The sequence below is a fragment of the Pseudoalteromonas sp. G5_S1_14_S5 genome (assembly GCF_054968605.1).
Map to the genome: position 1 here is coordinate 1 of NZ_JBQKUM010000061.1, position 21266 is coordinate 21266.

Sequence of the window (21266 nt, forward strand, 5' to 3'; positions counted from 1 at the left end):
CTTTCAATGTTGAACCAAGTAGCGACATGTTAACTCTGGAAGACGTCACTTATCGTAAGCGTTAGATTAGCCTTGCGGCTCAAAAGGCAATTGAGCCTTGTAAGTAGAAAGAGAATTTGTGAAAGGGATTGGTAGAGATACCAATCCCTTTTTGCTTTTGTGGAGAGCTGAACTTGATTTGGACAAAACCTTGCCAGGGCTTTTACTAAATTTTTTAAATGAGTGTTTGTCGCTGATGGAATCATCTTATGAGGTGACGCATATGAACAACTGTCATTTGATGACAAGCAAGATGCAAACTTAGATGAAAAAACAGCATAATCGAAAGCTGAATATAAATAGGGAGTTCGAAATGAACTCTCAACTGAGAAGGGTTAGCGGTTTTGCTAGCCCTTTTTGTTTACCTGTATTTGGTTATTGGTTAGCTCTCCAGTGCATGCTTGCATGCTCGTTGCTCACCGATATTTTCAAGCTTATGAAGGGTGACAATATCCAAGCGTACAGCTCTGCCGAAAATACCTTCAGAATAGCAAACAGCGCGATTCCTTCGTGTTTCATTTTTTCTTCAACGAGCACATAAATTTGTACAGTCAGAATGGTATAAATCAATACTGATGACGATTATCTTATTGAATATTAAAGTTTACCTTTAGTGTGTAGATTTCTTTACTGAAAATCTGATATGCATTTTATATCATTTTGTTTGTTAGCGTATATGTTTGTGGAGGGAACACTACAAATCGATATAGGAAATCCAATGAAAGTAATCTTATCTAACCTTGGGTTAGCGACAACATGTCTCTTTTCTTCGTTCGTAAATGCGCAGCCACAATCCCTAGTTCAGCCCAATCTTGCCGTTCAGCCACACTTCCCCGTTATTGCCAATGAAGCTGAGTACCCATTGTCGCATCAAGCGTTCATTGAGACATCGGGCAACCTGCACAAACAACAGTTAATGAGCGCAGAGATGTTGCCTGTTGGGAAGAGTCTCATCCAGGTAAGGTGGCTTGGACAACCCCCGTTGCAAGGCTACTCATTAATGGGCGTAGTTTATGTACCGCTTGGCGGGTAGGGCCAGATAACCATATGTTCACCAATAACCACTGTGTCGCATCAAAATCAGAACTGAGAAATACAGAGGTATGGTTTAACTATCAGCGTCGTACTTGCGAAGGCTCTATGGCCACCACGGTAAAAGTCATGGGGAGTAAGATACTTAGTACTGATTATGATTTGGATTACACACTTTTCACTGTTGATGATTTTTCAAAAATTGAGTCGTTTGGCTATCTAGGCTTAGATGCTCAGGAGCCAATCTTTGGCGACGGTATTTATATTCCTCAACACGGAGCTGGTAAGCCGAAAGAACTGGCAATTGAAAGTGACCCAAATGGCTCCGGAATGTGTCAGATTGATGTAGCTTCAACGGGGGGAGGAGGTGCCAATACCGACACTGGCTATTTCTGTGACACCATTGGCGGGTCGTCTGGTTCACCTGTTTTGCGTACTGCTAACAACAAAGCGATTGCGCTGCATCATTTTGGAGGTTGTGAAAACCAAGGCGTGAAAATGAGTAAGATTTGGCCACTCGTGTCTGCGTACTTTGGTGATACGTTGCCTGATGGTTCAGTTGGCGATCCGAACAATGATATTCCTGAGGTGACTTTAGGAAGCTTGATTGCCGATCTCGCCGCGACGTCCGGACAACAGAAATTGTTTGTGCTCAAAGCTGCAAATCGCACTACTGACGTGAATGTCATTATCAAGTATGGAGTCGGGGATGCTGATCTCTATATTTGTTCTGGCGCGCAGCCAACGAAAAGTACTTACGATTGCCGGCCTTATCGCTCTGGCAATTTTGAAACCTGCGAGTTGCCTAGGGCTGATAAAGATCTCTACATCATGATTAATGCATTCCGAAGTTTTTCTGGTGTATCTCTATTATTGTCAGAGTCTCAATAACAGTCGTGAAAGTAGTTTACGATATGAATAATAAAGGCGAACCTACTAGGCTCGCCTTATACTATTTAATAATTAAACAGAATAGTTAATAAATAGAGTTGGTAATAGTTTAATAATTTTTATTTTTCAAAGTTAAATTTATTAATAGTAAACGTCATGTCTCTATTAAGTTTCTCTCACTAACTGATTGTATATCCATATTAAATCTAAGCAATTTAATCTTCTAACTATAAAATATACCCGACGCCAAACCTTAATATTCATAAAAGCGATCATTACTTCAATCAAGATCACAAATATTGATAGGTGTTGTGTTGCACATTGTATTTCTGGGTTATTTTCCTGCCGCCAATCACAAAGGACAAATAACAATGAAAAAAACAATAGCTTTAGTGTCTGTAATTTATTCTCTTAGTTCGTTTGCGTATGCTGATAATACTAATGTTATCACTGGCGAATCACCGGAAGGGGTTTACGCTCAATATCAGTCGATTAACCAAGTTACCGAGTCGATGAAGAGTGAGGGTTTCACGATGCACCGCTGTGGAATCAAGGCTCTTCGTAATAATATCCAAGCGAATCAGAGCCGAGAGGTTCCTCATAGTCAGATCCAGTGTGTCTACTCTAAGCCTGGCGCATCAACCAGTGATGAGTCAGAGTTGATCTACTGGCACCTGAATGTGCTTTACAGCATGGAAAATGAACATTTTATTGCGGGGAGTGAGTTTACCGAGCGCTACACTAGCGAGATCTATACACATAGTCCTGAGTATCTTCTTGATATCGGTCCACATTACTACCGTCAGCGTTCTGCAGTTGAAGCGTTGGGAATGAAGGTTGGTGAATGTAATCTACAAAAGATTTATTACTTCAGAGCGCCAACAGAAGAGTCATACTTATCCGATATTGCATCATGTCCAGTTTATAAAACAGATGGAGAATTGTCTGGTAGTATTACAGTGGAAGTTAATCACACACCGGCTAACTTTGGTTATAGTGAGCGACTTGTTAAATTTAATGCTATTTAATCGTGTAAAGGTTTGAGTAGATTTTTATATTAACAATCTGACTCCATATTTACTTGATTACTCTAAACTAGTATCAAATAAAAAGGGTTGTAACTAAATACCAACCCTTTAATTATTAATTGAACTATTACAAGCCTTAGAACTTAACCTGATAGTTCAGAGTATAAGTACGTCCACGACCTTTGTAGTCGTATGCCGCTGGAGCGTAGTGTGCTGAGTACACAATTTGAGCACGCTGTCCCCAAATAGTTGTGAAGTCTTCGTTCAATAAGTTCTGAATACCGAAGCCAAGGCTACCAACAGGAAGCTGATATGTACCGACTAAATCAAACACGGTGTAACCATCTAGCTTGTTTTGAACCGCATCTTCGTAATCGAACATAGTTTGGCTTTGTAGTTTTACAGATAGATCTGTGTCGTACCAACCAGCCCAAGCGTTCGCTTTCGATGTGCTTGCTTCACCCGCGGTAAAGTCTTCCCAACTGTCGTCACGTTTTACTTCAGAAATCACATAGTGGCCAGATGCGCCAAGCTGAATGTTATCGTGTACCCAGTAAGAGGCCATCGCTTCTAGGCCGTAAACACGCTTCCTATCATCAATTTCTTCGATAAGTAATGTGTTCTTGTTGTAACTCACAGACTTGTCAGATTGCGAGTAGTATGCCGCCGTTTGAAGGTTTAGCTCGCCGGTTTCTAAACGGTAACCTAGCTCGAAGCTGTTGGTTTTAATACCAGACATCTTTGAATCATTCACATTGATACTTTCGTCGAGTTGCCAGTGATCGCCAACCAGTGTGTAGTCACCTTGTCCGTAGTATTTTGCAGGGTCTGCAAGGTCAAAGCCTTGTGAGAAGTTTGCCCATACTTGAGACTCGTTGTTTAGGTGGTAAATCGTACCCAAGTTAAATAGACCAACGGTGTAGCTGGTTTCACCGCCTGGTACCGCATCGGCAGACGTGCCAGTACCAGAGGCAATTTTCTTTTGTTGGTTGTAACCGATAAAATCATCAATTTCGTTAGACATGTATTGGTAGCGGAAGCCACCTTCGACAGTCCAATCATTGGTTATCGCATAATCTGTTTGGATAAAGCCAGCAATTGAGCTCACTTTTACACCAGGATAGCGACCTGTTTTAGCATAAGTTTTGTTGATCAAATTGCCAGAATCATTAGCAATCGTTGGATCATACAGAGCTTGGTTACTATCCAGTTTGTCTTGATAAGCATCAATACCGTAAACCAGGTTGAACTTGTTAAAGCTTTTCGCTAATGCTGTTTTAAGTGAGATAACGTCGGTAATTTGTTGACCAGAAGATTGGTAATAAGGTGTATAAGTTTGATCTTCTTTTCGATAAGACGCTTCTGCGATCAGCTGATGACCAAGGAACTGCTCATCGATATAGGAAGCACTCAACATGATGCGCTCTGTGCCATGTTCGCGGTCTGAATCAAACCCTTTTCTTACATCAACAAAGTCTCTGCCGACAATGTATAGGCCGTAAGGCGAATCTTGTTGGCTATCGTAGTATTGAGCAAGGAAGTTAAGTTTCTGAGTCTCAGTGATGTTGACACCCACTGTGGTTAAGAAGTCGACCGTCTTATTAAATTGCAGCGAACCTTGTGAAATATCAGGTGTAGCAATATCACCATTTGCATCGAAGAAGCCTTGTGTCTCTGTGTAAACCACAGAAGAGCGAGCTTGAACCGTTTCGTTGCCACCAGAGATAGATTGACCAATTTTGTAATCGAAATCTTCATTCGAGTTGAAGCCAGATGAACCGCCAACAAAGGATTCGAATTCTAGTTCTTCACCATGTGCTTTTTTGGTGATGATATTGATAACACCACCTGAAGCGCCAGCACCATAAATCGAGGTTGCGCCCGACAACACTTCAATACGATCGATGTTGAACGGGTCGATGGAATCTAGATGGCGGCTAATTGGACGAGATGACTGCAATGATACGCCGTCAATCATTACTAGCATCTTACGACCACGTAAGTTTTGACCGTAGTTAGTGCGGGCACCACTGCTAACATCTAAAGATGGGATGGTTGCCGATAGAATCTCACCTAGTGATTTACCACCTCGATACTCTTGTTCAATTTGTTCAGCATCGATATACCAAACGGTACCAGGGATATCACTGATGGCTTTAGGCGTGCGGCTAGAAACCACCACCATTTTTTCTTCAGTTCTTAGCTCTTGAGCTTGGGCTGTGAATACTGTGGTTACTGCCGCAACTGCTAATGCGACGGTGGAAAGCTTGAAACTTCCTTTTTCGGTCTTCATTTTTTTCTCTGCATTTATCAATGAAAGGCTGCACACATTTCTTTTGGCGCGGTGACTCTATTTTTTATTGTGTTTATCCAGACTCAAAAGAGTGGTGAGTAATGACGAATCGGATTGGTGAGTCGTTATTACTGCTGCTTCAACTCTTAGTCTAAATAAGAATCATTATTATTGTATTTCTGATGCGAAAAAACAATATGAGAATGCAATTTATTTTCAAATGCAATAATAGTGTCTGATTTATAGGATCGTTGAAGCCCAGCTCTTATGTCTGGTCTCATCTTAAGTTTATGATTAAATTTGTATTTTTTTGCGTGGAGCGAGAGGCTACGGAAAGTAAATGAAGAGAGAGCAGCATTAAAGTATGCTGCTCCTAGGTTAGTTGTTTTTTCCTGAAATACTGCTGAGTAATTGTTCTCGTTGTTCGCACGATACGTTCATGACATTGTTGTAGGTGCGATTCATTACTCGTATATCGTTTTCGAGCAGTTGGGCTAGCTTTGCTGAGGCACTTTGATTGTCGCCTGCCAGAACCAGATCCATGATGTCCAATCGGCGCTGGCATGACGTGACCACGGAAGATTGGATATGCATAGAGACCAAATCAGTAGCCTTACGCAGACGATTTTGTTGTTGCATCATCCCTAACAAAAAGCGGTTTCCGGAGCTGGCTGCGAGCAGTTCATGAAAGTCGACACTTAGTGCGAAGAGTTGACTAGCGGAAGTCGATTTTGGCTTGTTGATGGCGTAGATATGGCGATCTCGGCATGCTTCTAGTTCACTACGCTTCAAGTTCCATGTCGGCTCAAGTAGTCCTGCCGGTTCAAAGATCAGGCGGCATCGATAGCTCTCGGTATGCCTTTCAAGTGTGTTTAGAACACCATCAAGTTGCCATTTATAGCCGGGGCTGCGGCGGAAAATACCATCGCTTTCCAGTAGACGGGTGACATTTTGAATTTCGCCACGGTTAGCCTCATACCTTTCTTGTAAATCTTTTTCCGAGAAGGGACTGCTTAATTCCCCAAAAAACAGGTCCATTAAAATATTCAGGTACAGTTGTTCTTGGCGGGGCTGTTCATCGTCTGTCGGTACGTTTAGCTTAATATCAGCCGCATCCATTTGAAGCACTGAACCTTTATAGGGAACAACTTTGGTAATGCCCTGACTCGACAAATGTTTTAAAACGGCGCGTATTGGGCTTCTTGAAACTTCGAATTGTTGTGCCAAAGAAGATTCATTGAGGCTGCTACCAGCTTTAGCGTCTTCGGCTTTTAAGCTAGCAATGACTTTAAACAGCAAGTCTTGTTGGAGCTTTGTAATTGTCGTTATGTCCATAGGGCTTACAAATCAGTTTGTTATTGGAACCATGGTAAACATAAAAGTGCTCGAATACTATTTATTGTGTTTCTGCAACCAAAAAACAATTACTAGTATTGCGGATGAGCGATGTCGGTTGAGAGAATAAACGAGGGTTGAGGGGATAAAAAAGGATTGAACAGACAAAGATAGAATTGAAATAAGCCTACACTTCGGAGTTCAGCGAAGTGTAGGAGGAATTGATAGGCTTGTTGAAAGGTTACTTTTTCATTAGGTAAAGGAAGTAGCCGCCCCCAAGTAGAGAGGCAAGTAGCCCAGCAGGGAACTGCCAAGGGAACCACAATGTACGACCAATCCAGTCAGCTGCGACCATGATGATCGCACCCAACAATGCCGCTGTCAGCATTTGCGGAATCGCTCTATATTGGTGAAGCGAGCGGGCCATGTGAGGTGCTAACAGTCCGATGAAGCTCAGAGGACCAATAACGATGGTGCACAGCGTAGTCAGTGCTGCGACCAATAACAGTAAAGCTAAGCGAACTGTGGTTGTGTTCATCCCCAAACTGCTGGTAGTCACTTCACCCAGGTTTATAAGCTCTATCCAACGATGAAGTGAAAGGCAAATAGCACCAACAATTGTCACACCAACAGCAAGTAAAACGACATCTTGTGTGGCAACCAGATACGTTGAACCTGATAACCAAGTCAGCAGCGCCGTGGCATTTTCGTTACCTGAACTCATCGTAATGCGCAGCAAAGCATCTAGCCCTGCACTTAGCGCGATACCGGTTAATAGAGTTTGCGTTGGCGCGAAGTTGTGCTTTCTGCCCATCAACCAAACTACAGCCGTAACAGACGTTGCTCCAAGTGTACCGAGCAGCATTTGTTCTTCGCGTCCAATCGAGTTGCCCCAGAGTGTGCCGAGAACCAGCGCTAGGGCAGCGCCTGAACTTATGCCCAACACTTCTGGGCTCGCCATCGGGTTATTTGAAATACGTTGAATAATGGTACCCGCGAAAGCGAGGCCAATACCGGCTAACAGTGCAACCAGTACTCGTGGCGTGCGCAATTCAAATAAGGATTCATGAACCTCAAGACTCCAGCCGAATTGATTTTTACCCACAGTGAGCGCAATTAAACATGTAACCGCCAATACTAAAGACATAGCAATCAAGGTTTTGGCTGTACTAACTCGCTTGTACTGTTCAATATGTTCGTTACGGCTCTTAAGGTCCGATTGAAGTTTAGTACGTTGCAATAGCCACAATAAAAATGGAGCGCCAAGTAATGCCGTCATTGCGCCCGTTGGCAGTAGCTCACCACCAAAACCTGAGAATGGCTGAATCACTAAATCGACAATCAATAGGATTAAACTACCGATCAAGCCACTGGTTAATATTTGTTTAGCTAATGATCTAACGCCTAGTAGCCTTGCAATCGCCGGGGCAACAATACCCACAAAGCCAATTAAGCCCACCTCACTGACTACCGCAGCGGTGATAAAGATTGCAAGTGATAGACATAACAGTTTGATTTGCTTAATGTTCACGCCTAGAGAAGTGGCAACATTATCACCAAACTGCAATGCAGATAATGGCCTTTGCAGGACGAGCAGTAGTAGAGTTGGAATGACAATCAGGGGTAATAAAACTTGAACGCTTGACCAATCATTTTGGTTAAGCACACCTGCGCCCCATACGAATACACTGGTGAGCTGTTGCTCATGCAGCATCAGTAGCATGGTGTTGAGTGATCCTAAAAATAGGCTCACGACCATACCCGCCAGAACCATATGTAGTGGCGAAAACCCACGTGAAGAGCTGAGTGCAAAGACTAAACCCGTAGCAAGGCAGCCACCAATGAAAGCAGGGATAAAAAGAGGAACAGCGACACTTGTCGGGGTTAAAAGTAAACCCAATACCATACCTAGCTCTGCTCCCGCAGCGACACCAAGTGTCGTCGGTGAAGCAATAGGGTTACGTAAAACAAACTGCATCACACAGCCGGCGACTGCCAATGCAAAACCACAAAGGAGTGCAACTGCAAGTCTCGGTAAATAAGTGAGATGGGTGATCAGGTGTTGGTAGTTCGCTGAATCAAAATGAAAGAGCGTATCCCAAATCAACCCAATGCCTTTCGAGTAAGGTGCGGTTATCTGAAGTAGCGAGCTGATAAGGAGAACAGCCGTAACCGATAGGGCGACTGTTTTAACGTGAGTTCTTGCCACTGCTGAACCCTCAATCTTGGTGGTTGCTATCATTTTTGGGTCAGAAGTTCTGTTATGTGGTCACTAAATCTTTGCGCAGCGATAAGGCCTCCAAAGGTCCAGATGCTCGGAAGTTCATACACTGAATCTGTTCTGGTGAATTCCATAGCCTGCCAAAGTGCAGATTGAGTGAGTTGATTTTTTTCGTTTTCAGTCAAAGGACCAAAAAGTATCACGTTTGCTTGTTGATGTTCCGCGAGTCTTACGACACCTGTGGTGCTAAAGCCCCAAAGGTTGGTCGGTTCCTGCCAATCGTTTTTTAGACCCATCGCTTCAATGGTCGCTTGCGCTAGTGAACCTTGGCTGTGAATTCGTAAAGTTTTATCGTTGATGAAACGTGCAAAGATTAATGGCTTATCCGAATTGCCTGCTGCTTGTATTTTCTCACCGTTGTCGTGAAATCGCTGCTTTGTGTCCGCAATAATTTGTTGAGCTCTTTGTTCTTGGTCGAACAATTTACCAAGCGACAACGTAATCGCAGTTGCAGATTCAATCGGCTGCTTCTTTTGGCTGTAAACGCTATACACTAACACCGGAGCAATTTTATTGAGTTGGTGATAAGCCGAAGCCATGTGTTCGCTAATTAGGATGACATCAGGCTTCAACTTAGTTAATAGTTCTAAGTTAGGCTCACGTCGAGAGCCAACATCGGTGACATCTTGGTTCAGTTCTGGCTTCACAACCCACTGTTGGTAACCTTTGGCATCGGCAATGCCTTCTAGCTCAACACCAAGACTGAGTACCGTTTCTGAAAGGACCCAATCTAACGCCACAACTTTTTTAGGGGTTGTTTCGAAAGAAGCGGTTCCCATTTCGTGTGTGATTTCTAATGCATGAGGGCTCTCTAGCGCGTAAGCATTAAATACGAATAAGACAGACAGTAGCGCCATGAACTTTTTCATAACAGATTCCTCGTCATTTAAGGGATATAACTGATTGGTTGCCCTGTTTCAGGGTGGTCGAATAGCGCCAGCTCCATGCCGTAGATTTTGTTCAGCGTTTCCGGTGTCATCAATTCTTTCGGAGAGCCAGAAGCGATCACTTCACCGGAGTGAAGAGCAATAAGATGGTCACTGAATTTTGCCGCCATATTGACGTCATGAAGTACCATAATCACGGTCAGACCTAGTGATTGGTTAAGCTCTCGAATTAAAGCCAGTAGCTCATATTGGTGGGCAACATCCAGTGCCGATGTTGGTTCGTCTAATAAAATACATTGGCTTTGTTGGGCAAGTAGCATGGCGACCCAAGCTCTTTGTCGCTCACCACCCGATAGGGTTGCAACGAATCTATCTGAAAAAGCGTTCAAGCCTACTTTATCAATAGCTTCATCGACAATTTGGTAGTCTTCTTTAGTGTATCTTCCAAATGCGCCTTTCCAAGGGTAGCGACCAAAGCAAACTAACTCACGAACGGTGACACCATCAGTGATAGGTGGATGCTGCGGTAGGTAAGCGACTTGATGTGCAAACTCTAGGTTACTGTATGAAGACAGTGGTTGTTCGTTGAAGAAGACTTCTCCCTGGGTTGGGGCATTTTGTCGACTCAGTAGTTTCATGAGAGTCGATTTACCGCATCCATTATGGCCAAGTAATGTGGTGACCTTTTTAGGCTCAAAGGTTAATTGGGTTGGGGAGAGAATCTTCTTACCGTCGATTTCGAACGAGGTATTGGTAAGTTTGTACATAGTGAAATATGAAGTTGAGTTATAGGCTACTAGCCGTTAATGTAACATAATGAAAAACAAATGATAATCATTCTCTAAATCAATTAGTTTACTGCTATTCATGTTGTTTCCCACTCACTTGCTTTCAAAAATAGCTTAATCAATCTCGATACTATGTCCGTTATACAAAACAAAAAATTTCATTTAGTGGCAATTAGTCTGATTTCGGTGTTGATGGGCATAGGACAAAACGGCTTACTTGTCTCCTTACCGTTTCTGGTTGAACACTCTGCGTTCAGCTTACCTACGTGGTCAATATTTATCGCGATTGGAAGTTTGTTGTTTTTGCCCTCCGCGCCTTTTTGGGGAAGGTACAGTGATAAACATGGCCCAAAGAAAGTGGTGTTACAGGCGTTATCTGGAATGGCGGTTAGCTTTGCGTTATTGACACTGTTTGCAATGAATGGCTTGTGTTTTCAATCGGATAGCCATAGTGATCGCGTATACATTGTCTGTTTTATCGGGCTAGTCATCGCGCGAATTCTATATGGCTGCACGGTCGCAGGTTTGGTACCGGCAAGTCAGCACTGGGCAATATTGTTGTGTGGTGAGAAGAACCGTTTGCAGGCGATAACATCGGTGAGTATCGGTTTGAGTGCTGGTCGATTGATTGGCCCACTCATCTCTATTGTGGCACTCAAATTTTCTTATTTCGCACCGCTCATGTTGATGATTCTACTGCCGTGTGTTGCGATAGTCTTAGCTATTATCTTGCCTGAACCGGCAATGCTAAGTACCAAGCAGGCCCAGCGAGAGAGCGCATCGTGGCTGCCCCCAAAAGGGCTATGGGTGTTTTTGTCGAGCGGGCTGTTGCTTTGTGCGACAGTGGCATTAACGCAATATAGCTTCTCGCCATTCATTTATGCTGTTACTAGTTGGTCAACTGAAAAAGTGAGTGATGCGATTGGCGTATTATTAACTATTAGTGCAGCGTGTACTTTTGCGACTCAAGTTTTGGTGGTTAAGAAAAGCAAATTGACGCCCACAACTATGTATCGCTTTGGCGCATTATGTTTAGTGCTTGGGTTTATCGTGTTGCTGATACCTAATATCTGGGTGTTTGGTGGTGCGATGATGTTGACGGCCATTGGTGCTGCGCTGCTTGTTCCTGCATACACGGTATTTGCGACTGAAAAACAAAATGAAGCCCCGGGTGCTGCCGCAGGCTTCATTTCGATGTCTCACACACTTGGCTATGGAGTCGCATCGGTGCTGGCGTTCACCGCAACTCTCCATCCGCTATACCCAATCTATTTGTGTCTGATCTTTGCCACACTCATTCTTGCCACATCGTTTTCAGTATCCTATAAAAACAGTTCCTTAGGTTTAGAACGAGGCTAGTTTTAATCGTTATGCGTATACACCACATCGCCACGCAGTACCGTCATCAACACTTGAGTATTGGCAATGCCTCTTGCTGATAAGGTGGTGATATATTTATCTAGAATGGCGAAATCTGCAGACTTCCCAACTTCAATTGTCCCCGTAATATCATCAATCCCTAGACTTTTAGCTGCGTTGAGGGTGTAAGCATCGATGGCTGTGTAGATATCGGTTAGACCGGTCTTTTCCATGATTAAGCTATTCGCGATGCCAACCAGTGGGTTGGTGTCGTGCATGTTCCATTCACTACTTAAGGTGATATTGGCATCCGATTTGAGGATTGCGTCGAGGTTCATCATGGCTCTCGCGCGTCTTGCACCTAAGAAGGCATTAGCCCATTCGTGGTCATGTTGCGCGACGTAGTCTGATCCAACTTGGAAATCCGCGGTTACGCCGAGTTGTTTAAATCGTGGAACATCCTAATCATCGATCAATTCAACGTGAGTTAGCGTGTATGGCTTTTTCGAACCTTGCTTACGTACGCTCTCGATGGCATCTAAAGATTTTCGAACTACGCCGTCACCTATGGTGGTGATACCGTGCGCGGCCGCTTCTTCAAGTCCGTACATTAAGCCTTGGTAACTTTGTTCGAAGAGTTCGCTTTGACTGTTCCACGCCATTTCCATGACTGGTCACCAGCGTTGTCCAGTAAGGTGTCATTGAGCTTACCGCTTGTAGGATCTTTTCAGTAGGCTCCGCCTTGTGGTTTTGGTATGCCTTTCATCATGGTTATTGTTTCAAACTTTTCAGCAAATCATTCTTGTACTCGGTGTATGAGTGATAGCCATAAAGTTTCCATGTTTGGTTACCTTTAATATTATGGCTGTAGGTGATTTCTCCGATCCACTGCTGACGTGTGGCATGAATCATATCGCGTATTTGTAATAATAAAGTGTCCATAGTTGCTCTCCTGATTAAGTTCACCTGCAGTATATTTAGCGGATAAAGTTGGATGAGTACCGTTAATGCAATATCCAATACTTTTCAGTCAAAGTGCTCACTTAAATGGTTTGACGGGTATACTTTCAATATTAGAGGGTCACAGAGTGTCGTAATGAAAGGTTACTTAGAAAAGGTGCCGCAAAGGATTGGTGCGTCATGGCGCTACAAGAAAATCGTTGAAGGCAGGAAGAGTTATGGTTGGCATCGACATGAAGAATATGAGATAGCGATTCATCGTCACTTCTCGGGGCATAGCTTTGTCGGCCATCACCAAAGCGATGTGTTCCATAACCATATGATTTTGGTTGGCCCAGACTTGCCTCATGCCATTTATTCGGAAGAGAGCAGTGATGACTCACGTGTTTGCGAAACCCATGTGATTTGGTTTCGTAAAGATTGGATTCAGCCGTTGATAGCCTGCTGTCGTGAACTTGAACCGTTACGCACACTGCTAGAAGACTCAAATAAAGGATTGCAGTTTTCTCCTAGTACCGCTGAGAGGGCAACACAACTGCTAGATAAGGTGATGGATCAGCCGCCTCATCAACAGTTACTGACTCTATTCTCTCTGTTTGCTCTACTGATTGATGACCAAGAAGTCGTGCAATTAATTAACCCAACTTTTAACTCGATTGAAGAAGACGAAGTTAGCGACAAACTAGATAAGGTCGAAGCCTTTCTGATGAATCATTTTATTCACGACATTTCCGTAAATGACTTAGCTAGCCATTTGTATATTAGTGAAAGTAGTGTCAGGCGTTTGTTTCAAAAGCACTACAACGAGAACTTCAGTCAGCGGTTGAAGAAAATTAGATTAAATGTGGCGTGTGATTTACTGCTAAATACATCTCTGCCTGTGAATCTAATTATGGAGAAAGTCGGTTATGACAACCAAGCTAACTTCAATCGCCAGTTCAAATCTTATAAGCAGGTCACGCCGACTCAATATCGAGAGTCAATGAAGCGGCTTTGATTCATTCAACAACGAAACGATTTCCATAAATGCCTGAATAATTTAATGTTATATGAACCATGCTAGTGGGGTTCACGTATTAACAAGGACGTAAGTTAAGACTCAAATGACTTACTCGTATTACGATTAAAACAAGTTGAGGTTAGAATGAAGAAAATACTTTTGCTGCTGAGTGTGATTTTATTGGGTGGATGCGTTGGCATGCCAGAAACCGTAAAGCCAGTTCAGCAGTTTGAGTTGGATAGATATTTAGGGAAATGGTACGAAGTGGCTCGTTTAGACCACTCATTTGAGCGCGGCTTAAGTAATGTGAGCGCTGAATACAGCCTACGCGATGATGGCGGCGTGAAAGTGATCAACCGTGGCTATTCGGCTGAAGAGGGCGAATGGAATGAGGCAGAAGGTAAAGCGTACTTTGTTGAAGGTAGCGACCAAGGTTACTTAAAAGTGTCGTTCTTCGGTCCGTTTTATGGTGCTTATGTGGTGTTTGAATTGGAAAAGGAAGAATACCAATACGCTTTCGTTTCTGGGCCCGACACTGACTACTTATGGCTACTCGCAAGAAAGCCTGAAGTCGCACCAGAAGTGATGGAGAAGTTTAAAGCGATGTCGAAAGAGCGTGGGTTTAATACTGATAATCTGATCATTGTGGAACATACCCAATAAACCGTTCGCAGTTATTGCTGAGAGTGACTGATGATTGATAAGGCACAGAGGATAAATTTCTCTGTGCCTTTTTATTCAAAGATAGAGCTACAATTAACGAGGCTGGTTTCCGTTCAAGAAAAGTGTAACGCATTCACGCGTGTAGTTGAGTCTTTCTTTATCGGATTCACCGCTATCATGACCGAAGAACGACCAATAGGCTGATTTGCCATGAAACATCAGCAGTAGTTGGCGAGCTGCAATGATCGGTGAACTAGACGTCGACAAAGTAAGGTCACCAGAATCTATTTTCGATTGCAGGTAATCGGCGAGTAATTTTGTGGTTTTTTGAGGGCCACTTTCTAAATAGATAGAGGCGATCTCTGGGTGTGTGTTGGATTGGCTGACCGCATTCTGAAAGGTTTGTCGTGACTGGTCATCCAGCAATAAGTCCTGAAATTTCACACCAAACTTCACCAATTCGTCTTCCAAAGTGGCGTCCATATCAAAGGCTGAATGGCTCAGTTCACGCTCGGCACATTTGGTTTGCATGCAAGTTTCAAAAAGCACGTCTTTATTTTTAAAGTGAGAGTAGACCGTTTGCTTGGAAACGCTCGCAGCTTTGGCTATTTGATCCATATTGATCTTGAAGCCATGTTCAGAGAAAAGCTTACTTGCTGCGGTTAAGATCTGCGATCTCTTCTGTTCACTTTTGATGATTTTCGTCACGTGCTTGTTTCTCGCTACCTAGTGCTAACTCGTTGTGCGTTAGCATTATGCTTTTTGTGATGGTTTTATCAATCACTAACGATGATACTTATATTTAACACAATCAAACTGGACAGTCTAGTTTGGTTTGGTTAGTCTAAAAAAAGAACATAATTGAGTACCGCATAGGAACAGTGAGTATGTATAAATTGATGAAGGGAAGCGCAGTAGCCGTGGCGTTGTCGACTCTTCTTGTTGGGTGTGGTGAAAGCACACAAGCCGAGACAACTTCCGATGCAGCGAGTACTGCCGAATCGAACAGTGCTGGCTCGACAGTGTTAACGGTAGAAACCGTCGCCCTAGAGCGTTCTCCATCATACGAAGTACAACGTGAATATGTCGGTGTGGTAAAAGCGGGCCAACAGGCGAATCTCGGCTTTGAATTGGCTGGGAAAGTTAACGAGATTCTGGTGGATGTCGGTGACACAGTCGCAGAAGGTCAACCGTTAATCAAGTTAGATACTCAGCTGTTGAAGACCGAATCCAGCCAATTGAAAGCACAAGCTGAAGAAGTGAAAGCGCAATTGAGCCTGGTTGCGGCGAACTTAAAGCGTCAACGTTCACTGAAAGCAAAAGGTTTCAGTGCCGAAGCAGAAATCGACTCGTTAACCAGTGAGCAGCGTGTATTGCAAGCGAACTTGTTGCGCATTGACGCCTCGCTAAAAGGTAACGATCTCAAGCTAGTGAAGTCGACGATTCTTGCCCCTTATTCTGGCACTATCGCCACTCGATTTGTCTCGCTAGGTGATGTGGTTAATGTCGGTAATCCAACGTTTACTCTATTGGCATCGGAAGGCAAAGAAGCCTTTATTGGTATTCCAGCCCACCAAATGCAAAAGGTCACGTCACTCTCTGCTCCTAGTATCCGAGTTGGACGTAACGATTATGCAGTAGAGCTATTGAATCCGGGGGCGATGGTCGACACTCAGTCTCGCAGTGTTGGATTGCGCTACCTATTTCCGGAGCAATCTTCGGTATTGGAAGGACAACTGGCCTACCTTCAATTTGACGAACAAGTTGAGGAGCAAGGCTACTGGGTTCCTTTAACTGGCTTGATTGATGGCTTGCGCGGTGTGTGGAATATCTTTGTGATTGGCGATGGCAACAAGGTTGAACGTAGAAGTGTTCAGGTGTTGTTTGCTAACAATCAACAAGCATACGTTAGTGGTGCGATTGAAGATGGTGAGCAGGTTATTGCGAGTGGTTTACATCGCTTGGTTCCGGGCCAAACTGTGAAGCCAGTAAGTACTGTTGTTGAATAGGGAATGGTATGAAAATCATAGAGACTATTTCCAATACCCGACTGTTGATCTTAATGACTGCGCTGCTGATGGTGAGTGGCATTTCAGCCTTCATGACGCTGCCGCGTGCAGAAGATCCGGTGATCATCAACCGTTATGCGAATATCACGACGAGTTTTCCAGGCGCCAGTGCCGAACGAGTGGAAACTTTGGTTACAGAGATTATCGAGAATAAGCTTCGTGAGCTGAGTGAAGTTAAACTGGTGAGATCAACCTCAAGGCCGAGCGTGTCTATTGTGACGCTTGAGCTTGATGACACGATCACCGAGCCTGAACCCGTTTGGTCGCAAGCACGTGACAAGCTGTCTGATATCGAATCCATTTTACCTGCGGGTGCCCATTCTCCCGATCTCGACAGTGACCATACCTATGCTTTCACCACCATTGCTTCTTTGACTTGGTCTGGTGCGGGGGAGCCTGATCGCTTAACGCTGGGGCGTTATGCCAAAGAACTGGCTAAGCGGTTGAGAATCCTTTCAGGCACTGAGTTTGTTGATGAATACGGGATGCCTCAAGAAGAAATTCAGATAAGTCTACGAACTGCTGATGCCGCAGCGCTTGGTCGCTCTAGTTCAAACATCGCAGAGTCGCTGGAAGGGGCAGATGCTAAAAACTCGGCGGGTGAACTGGTCAGTGCTTATTCTCGATTTGGTTTAGAGATTGAATCGGAGCTTGATTCGATTGAACGTATTAAGCAAGTCCCTATCGCGACGGATAGCAATGGTCACATCATCCGCATGGAAGACATAGCTTCGGTTAAGCGTGGTGAGAAAAACCCACAAGATCAGATTGCCATTATTGATGGTGAACCGGGTGTGATCGTCGCGGCGCGAATGCAGCCTGCTCTTCGGGTTGATAATTGGACTTCACGTGCGAATGCGTTGATCGACAAGTTTCAACAAGAGCTGCCAAGCAATATCGATGTCACCGTGCTGTTCAATCAGCAGGGCTATACCGAAACTCGCCTAGATGATTTAGGCAAAAGCTTGATGATCGGTTTCGGTTTGATCTTGATTGTATTGTTGGTGACCTTAGGCGTCCGCGCCGCAATATTAGTGGCTATTTCGCTGCCACTCACTTCACTACTTACGCTATCGATCATGAAAATGACCGGTGTGCCAATCAACCAGATGTCAGTAACAGGCTTGATTGTTGCGCTCGGGATTATGGTTGATAACGCGGTGGTGATGGTTGATACGATTCAGGCCTATCGATTGAAAGGGCAGCACAGAGCAGAAGCGACGATGAATTCGCTGAAGCACTTGTGGGTACCTTTACTAGGCTCAACCTTGACAACGGTTTTGGCGTTTGCACCGATTATCTTGATGCCGGGTGCGTCTGGAGAATTTGTCGGTGGTATTGCGATTACCGTCTCTTTCTCATTGATCGGTTCTTATATTATCTCGCACACCTTAATTGCTGGCCTAGCGACAAGGTTGTTGCCGAAACAACTCAGTGATGTGGACAAGAAAGGACAGCACCATTGGTACATGACTGGCTTAAGAATTCCCGCATTAACACGTTGGTTCTCATCTTCAGTCCGTTTTGGTGTCACACATCCAATCATCACTATTGCGTTGGTATTGTTGGTGCCGTTTACTGGCTACTGGAGCATGTCTCAGCTGACTGAGCAGTTCTTCCCGCCATCAGACAGAGATATGTTTGAGATTCAGGTATACATGCCGCCTCAAGCCAGTATTTATGCGACCAAGAGTACCTCGGAAAAAATAGACGACATCATCCATCGTTACCCAGAAGTGGATCGTATTGATTGGCTGGTGGGTGCAAACTTCCCGTCTTTCTATTACAACTTACTAGCAAGACAAAATAACGCGCCGTACTTCTCGCAAGCTATGGTCAAAACTGAAAACTTTACTCAGGCGAACGCGCTGATTCCTGAGTTGCAAAAGGTGTTGGATGAAGAGGTACCGGAAGCACAAATCTTGGTACGTAAGCTTAACCAAGGTCCTCCATTTACGGCGCCAGTTGAGCTGCGTGTTTACGGTGAAAACCTCGATACCTTAAAAGCGATCGGTGAAGATGTACGCTTGATTCTAGCGGGTGTTCCTCATGTAACTCATACGCGAGAAACCTTGCAGCCGGGTACGCCTAAGGTGTGGCTGAAGGTCGATGAAGACACGGCAAAACTCAACGGTATTTCACTGAATCAGTTTGCTGGCATGTTGCAAACCACTCTGATTGGTCGCGAAAGTGGTTCTGTGATCGAGGGCAGTGAGTCTGTGCCGATTCGTGTTCGAGTTGCTGATGAAGCCCGTGAAAACCTAGCGCATTTAAGCAATATCCGTTTGCCAATCAGCTCTGAGGTTTACTCAACGGGCATTAATGTTTCTACTTTGGCTGAGCTTGAGCTGACCACCAGTCGTGGTGCGATTACTCGTCGTAACGGACAACGTGTTAACACCATAGAGGGCTACATTGAAGCGGGCGTCTTGCCGCAAACCGTGCTCAATGAGTTCCAACAGCGATTAGAAAGTTACGAAATTCCATCGGGCTACAGCATCGAATTTGGCGGTGAGTCGGCAGAGCGCGATCACTCGGTAAATAGTCTTATCTCGAATGTCGCCGTTGTGGTTGTGTTGATGGTGTTGGTCGTCGTGATGTCTTTTAACTCGTTTAGGCTAAGTAGCATCATCTTTATGGTGGCAGCACTGGCAGGTGGGTTAGGGCTGTTATCTGTCTGGATCTTCGGCTACCCATTTGGCTTTACGGTGATCATAGCGATGCTTGGGATTGCGGGGCTAGCGATTAATGCAGCTATCGTTATTTTGACGGAGTTGAAGCTAGACGAACAAGCCTCTTCTGGTAATGTCGATGCGGTCGTAGAAGCGGTGATGTCGTGTACTCGCCATATCAGCTCAACTACGATCACTACTGTCGGTGGATTTATGCCGTTGATTATTGCTGGTGGTGGCTTCTGGCCTCCGTTCGCGGTTGCGATTGTTGGCGGTACGGTACTAACCACACTTATCTCATTCTATTTTGTGCCTGTGGTTTATCATTTGATGACTAAAAAACAGCGTAAAACCGTGGGACCACAAGCGGCATAATTGATAAACCAGCGTCCTTACTTTCCTCTAAGTGGGAGAGTAAGGGTGTACTTGTCTCAGTATTTTGACGCCAAAAACGACTCCTTAACTCTGCTTTAGCCTCATTGGCCTTCTATTTCGATACCCACCATCATGATGAAATGAAGCTTACCATTCATATTGAAAATGAATATCTTGCGATAATGACTTTATTTGTGAATACCATTAAATTTATATGTGAATGCAAAAGTTTGAAGTGGATCGCATTTTGTTTAATTCGTGATTTCTAATGTAGTTCATGAGAATGGTCGTTTTTGGCTACCTGTCTCTTAGTCAATTGCTTCTTTACCAGGCCTTTTCACAGTTAGCCTCGCTGATGTGGCACGCTTATCTCGTGCACCCCTTTCTCGACTCATTTTGGTTATTTAACTTTCATAACTGGAAGGTTAGTTTCCAAGTTTGCTGGGTGAGCTTTCAATCGCAACTCCCCATAATGCGCCGAATGTAACAATGCATTTCAAAGTGTAACAATTAAGTCATGTTTTTTGTGTGGTTTTAACCGTGCGGTAATGTTTTTACCAAGCAAAATTAGACTTAATTTGGCTTCCCTTTGAGATGCAGCGTTTCACATGCTCAACACACAAATATTCTAATGACCATGATAACCAGTACTCGAACGTTCGATTTGAGACTGGATAACCATCGAGAAAGTTAATGGAAGCTTCAAGATATAAACGCATTTTATCGAGAGCAAACCTGTCGAGGATTGGTTTGGTGGCAACTGCCCTGATGCTCGAAGGATGCAACTCCGCATTGCTCGACCCTAAAGGTAGTGTTGGTGTTCAGGAAAAAGAGCTGATTATTACTGCTTTACTTCTGATGCTGATTGTCGTTATCCCTGTGATCCTAATGACGGTCTACTTTGCTTATAGATACCGCGAAACCAATACCACGGAAGAGTACGCACCTGACTGGGCGCACTCGACCAAGATTGAAATCGTTGTATGGACGATTCCAATCATCATTATTGCGATTCTTGCGACCATCACTTGGCGTTCAACACACGAACTAGAGCCATCTAAGCCTCTAGAGAGTGATGTACAGCCAATGGTGATTGAAGTGGTATCGCTGGACTGGAAGTGGCTATTCATCTACCCGGAACAACATATTGCAACGGTTAACTACGTGGCGTTCCCGAAAGATGTCCCTGTTACATTTAGGCTAACTTCTGACAACATTATGAACGCGTTCTTCATCCCACGTCTTGGTTCGCAAATCTACGCAATGCCGGGAATGGTGACCAAGTTGAACTTGATTGCAAACCACGAAGGTGACTTTAAAGGCTTTGCATCGAACTACAGTGGCGAAGGTTTCTCTCAGATGAAATTCACAGCATCAGCACTGCCTGATCAAGTGGCATTTTTAAACTGGGTGGAGACGGTGAAGGCAAGCCCTGATCGCATTGAAGATTGGGAGCAGTTCCGTTCACTGGCAGCACCAAGTGTCGCTGAACCTGTGACGCTGTTTTCTAGTGTCCCACCATTTTTGTTCACTGATGTTGTGACCCAGCACCCTGGTTCAATGAACTGTTTGCCGGAAAACCAAGGATAATCGT

Annotated in this window: 18 protein-coding genes and 1 pseudogene; 10 read left to right on the forward strand and 9 right to left on the reverse strand. The window is 44.2% G+C overall.

All coding sequences use genetic code 11. The features are described 5' to 3' along the window. The first annotated feature begins 118 nt into the window (after nt 1–118). The 4 genes from ACTRWI_RS16775 to ACTRWI_RS16790 all read left to right on the forward strand — a co-directional run bounded on the left by ACTRWI_RS16775 (nt 119) and on the right by ACTRWI_RS16790 (nt 2990). Entirely contained in the window at nt 119–304 is a 186-nt protein-coding gene (locus ACTRWI_RS16775) for a hypothetical protein (protein WP_499132958.1), read from the forward strand. A 453-nt stretch (nt 305–757) separates the two neighbouring features. Beyond that, nucleotides 758–1072 carry a hypothetical protein gene (locus ACTRWI_RS16780; protein WP_499132959.1) on the forward strand — a complete coding sequence of 105 codons (315 nt, stop codon included), beginning with the start codon at nt 758–760 and terminating at the stop codon, nt 1070–1072. Then, the gene (locus ACTRWI_RS16785) at nt 1003–1962 is read left to right on the forward strand and encodes a trypsin-like peptidase domain-containing protein (protein WP_499132960.1); all 960 of its coding nucleotides are present in this window, start codon (nt 1003–1005) and stop codon (nt 1960–1962) included. The genes ACTRWI_RS16780 and ACTRWI_RS16785 overlap by 70 nt, the downstream gene beginning before the upstream one ends. 371 nt (nt 1963–2333) lie before the next feature. Continuing rightward, a complete protein-coding gene (locus tag ACTRWI_RS16790) occupies nt 2334–2990 on the forward strand; it encodes a hypothetical protein (protein WP_499132961.1) in 657 nt (218 codons plus the stop codon). Nucleotides 2991–3126: 136 nt separating this feature from the next. Here ACTRWI_RS16790 and ACTRWI_RS16795 read toward each other — a convergent pair whose 3' ends face one another. From ACTRWI_RS16795 to ACTRWI_RS16815, 5 genes are all read right to left on the reverse strand, one after another. Then, nucleotides 3127–5283 carry a TonB-dependent receptor gene (locus ACTRWI_RS16795; protein ID WP_499132962.1) on the reverse strand — a complete coding sequence of 719 codons (2157 nt, stop codon included), beginning with the start codon at nt 5281–5283 and terminating at the stop codon, nt 3127–3129. A gap of 378 nt (nt 5284–5661) precedes the next feature. Continuing rightward, nucleotides 5662–6618 carry a GntR family transcriptional regulator gene (locus tag ACTRWI_RS16800; protein ID WP_499132963.1) on the reverse strand — a complete coding sequence of 319 codons (957 nt, stop codon included), beginning with the start codon at nt 6616–6618 and terminating at the stop codon, nt 5662–5664. 241 nt (nt 6619–6859) lie between these two features. Continuing rightward, nucleotides 6860–8827, reverse strand: coding sequence for a Fe(3+)-hydroxamate ABC transporter permease FhuB (fhuB, locus tag ACTRWI_RS16805; protein WP_499132964.1), 1968 nt, complete (start codon nt 8825–8827; stop codon nt 6860–6862). Between the two features lie 29 nt (nt 8828–8856). After that, nucleotides 8857–9768, reverse strand: a complete 912-nt coding sequence (locus tag ACTRWI_RS16810; protein WP_499132965.1) for an ABC transporter substrate-binding protein — start codon at nt 9766–9768, stop codon at nt 8857–8859. A gap of 17 nt (nt 9769–9785) precedes the next feature. Continuing rightward, nucleotides 9786–10553 carry an ABC transporter ATP-binding protein gene (locus ACTRWI_RS16815; RefSeq protein WP_499132966.1) on the reverse strand — a complete coding sequence of 256 codons (768 nt, stop codon included), beginning with the start codon at nt 10551–10553 and terminating at the stop codon, nt 9786–9788. Between the two features lie 186 nt (nt 10554–10739). Here ACTRWI_RS16815 and ACTRWI_RS16820 point away from each other — a divergent pair, with 186 nt between their 5' ends. Further along, nucleotides 10740–11933: an MFS transporter gene (locus ACTRWI_RS16820; protein WP_499132967.1), complete on the forward strand. Its 1194-nt coding sequence runs from the start codon at nt 10740–10742 to the stop codon at nt 11931–11933. 2 nt (nt 11934–11935) lie between these two features. On the opposite strand, the pseudogene ACTRWI_RS16825 reads toward ACTRWI_RS16820, so the two are convergent. The 3 genes and pseudogenes from ACTRWI_RS16825 to ACTRWI_RS16835 all read right to left on the reverse strand — a co-directional run. Continuing rightward, nucleotides 11936–12331: pseudogene (locus tag ACTRWI_RS16825) on the reverse strand (amidohydrolase family protein); the annotation flags it as partial. A 63-nt stretch (nt 12332–12394) separates the two neighbouring features. Then, nucleotides 12395–12601, reverse strand: coding sequence for a hypothetical protein (locus ACTRWI_RS16830; protein WP_499132968.1), 207 nt, complete (start codon nt 12599–12601; stop codon nt 12395–12397). A 103-nt stretch (nt 12602–12704) separates the two neighbouring features. Further along, entirely contained in the window at nt 12705–12875 is a 171-nt protein-coding gene (locus ACTRWI_RS16835; RefSeq protein ID WP_499132969.1) for a hypothetical protein, read from the reverse strand. 154 nt (nt 12876–13029) lie between these two features. Here ACTRWI_RS16835 and ACTRWI_RS16840 point away from each other — a divergent pair, with 154 nt between their 5' ends. After that, nucleotides 13030–13890, forward strand: coding sequence for a helix-turn-helix domain-containing protein (locus tag ACTRWI_RS16840; RefSeq protein WP_499132970.1), 861 nt, complete (start codon nt 13030–13032; stop codon nt 13888–13890). Between the two features lie 147 nt (nt 13891–14037). After that, nucleotides 14038–14556, forward strand: a complete 519-nt coding sequence (locus ACTRWI_RS16845) for a lipocalin family protein (RefSeq protein ID WP_499132971.1) — start codon at nt 14038–14040, stop codon at nt 14554–14556. A gap of 93 nt (nt 14557–14649) precedes the next feature. Here the strand turns inward: ACTRWI_RS16845 and ACTRWI_RS16850 are convergent, their stop codons facing one another. Then, the gene (locus ACTRWI_RS16850) at nt 14650–15264 is read right to left on the reverse strand and encodes a TetR/AcrR family transcriptional regulator (protein ID WP_499132972.1); all 615 of its coding nucleotides are present in this window, start codon (nt 15262–15264) and stop codon (nt 14650–14652) included. Nucleotides 15265–15443: 179 nt separating this feature from the next. Here ACTRWI_RS16850 and ACTRWI_RS16855 point away from each other — a divergent pair, with 179 nt between their 5' ends. From ACTRWI_RS16855 to cyoA, 3 genes are all read left to right on the forward strand, one after another. Next, complete coding sequence (locus ACTRWI_RS16855; protein WP_499132973.1) at nt 15444–16565, forward strand: efflux RND transporter periplasmic adaptor subunit; 1122 nt, start codon at nt 15444–15446, stop codon at nt 16563–16565. Between the two features lie 8 nt (nt 16566–16573). Beyond that, nucleotides 16574–19672, forward strand: a complete 3099-nt coding sequence (locus ACTRWI_RS16860) for an efflux RND transporter permease subunit (protein WP_499132974.1) — start codon at nt 16574–16576, stop codon at nt 19670–19672. A gap of 753 nt (nt 19673–20425) precedes the next feature. Further along, entirely contained in the window at nt 20426–21262 is an 837-nt protein-coding gene (gene cyoA / locus ACTRWI_RS16865) for a cytochrome ubiquinol oxidase subunit II (RefSeq protein WP_499132975.1), read from the forward strand. Nucleotides 21263–21266: the final 4 nt, after the last annotated feature.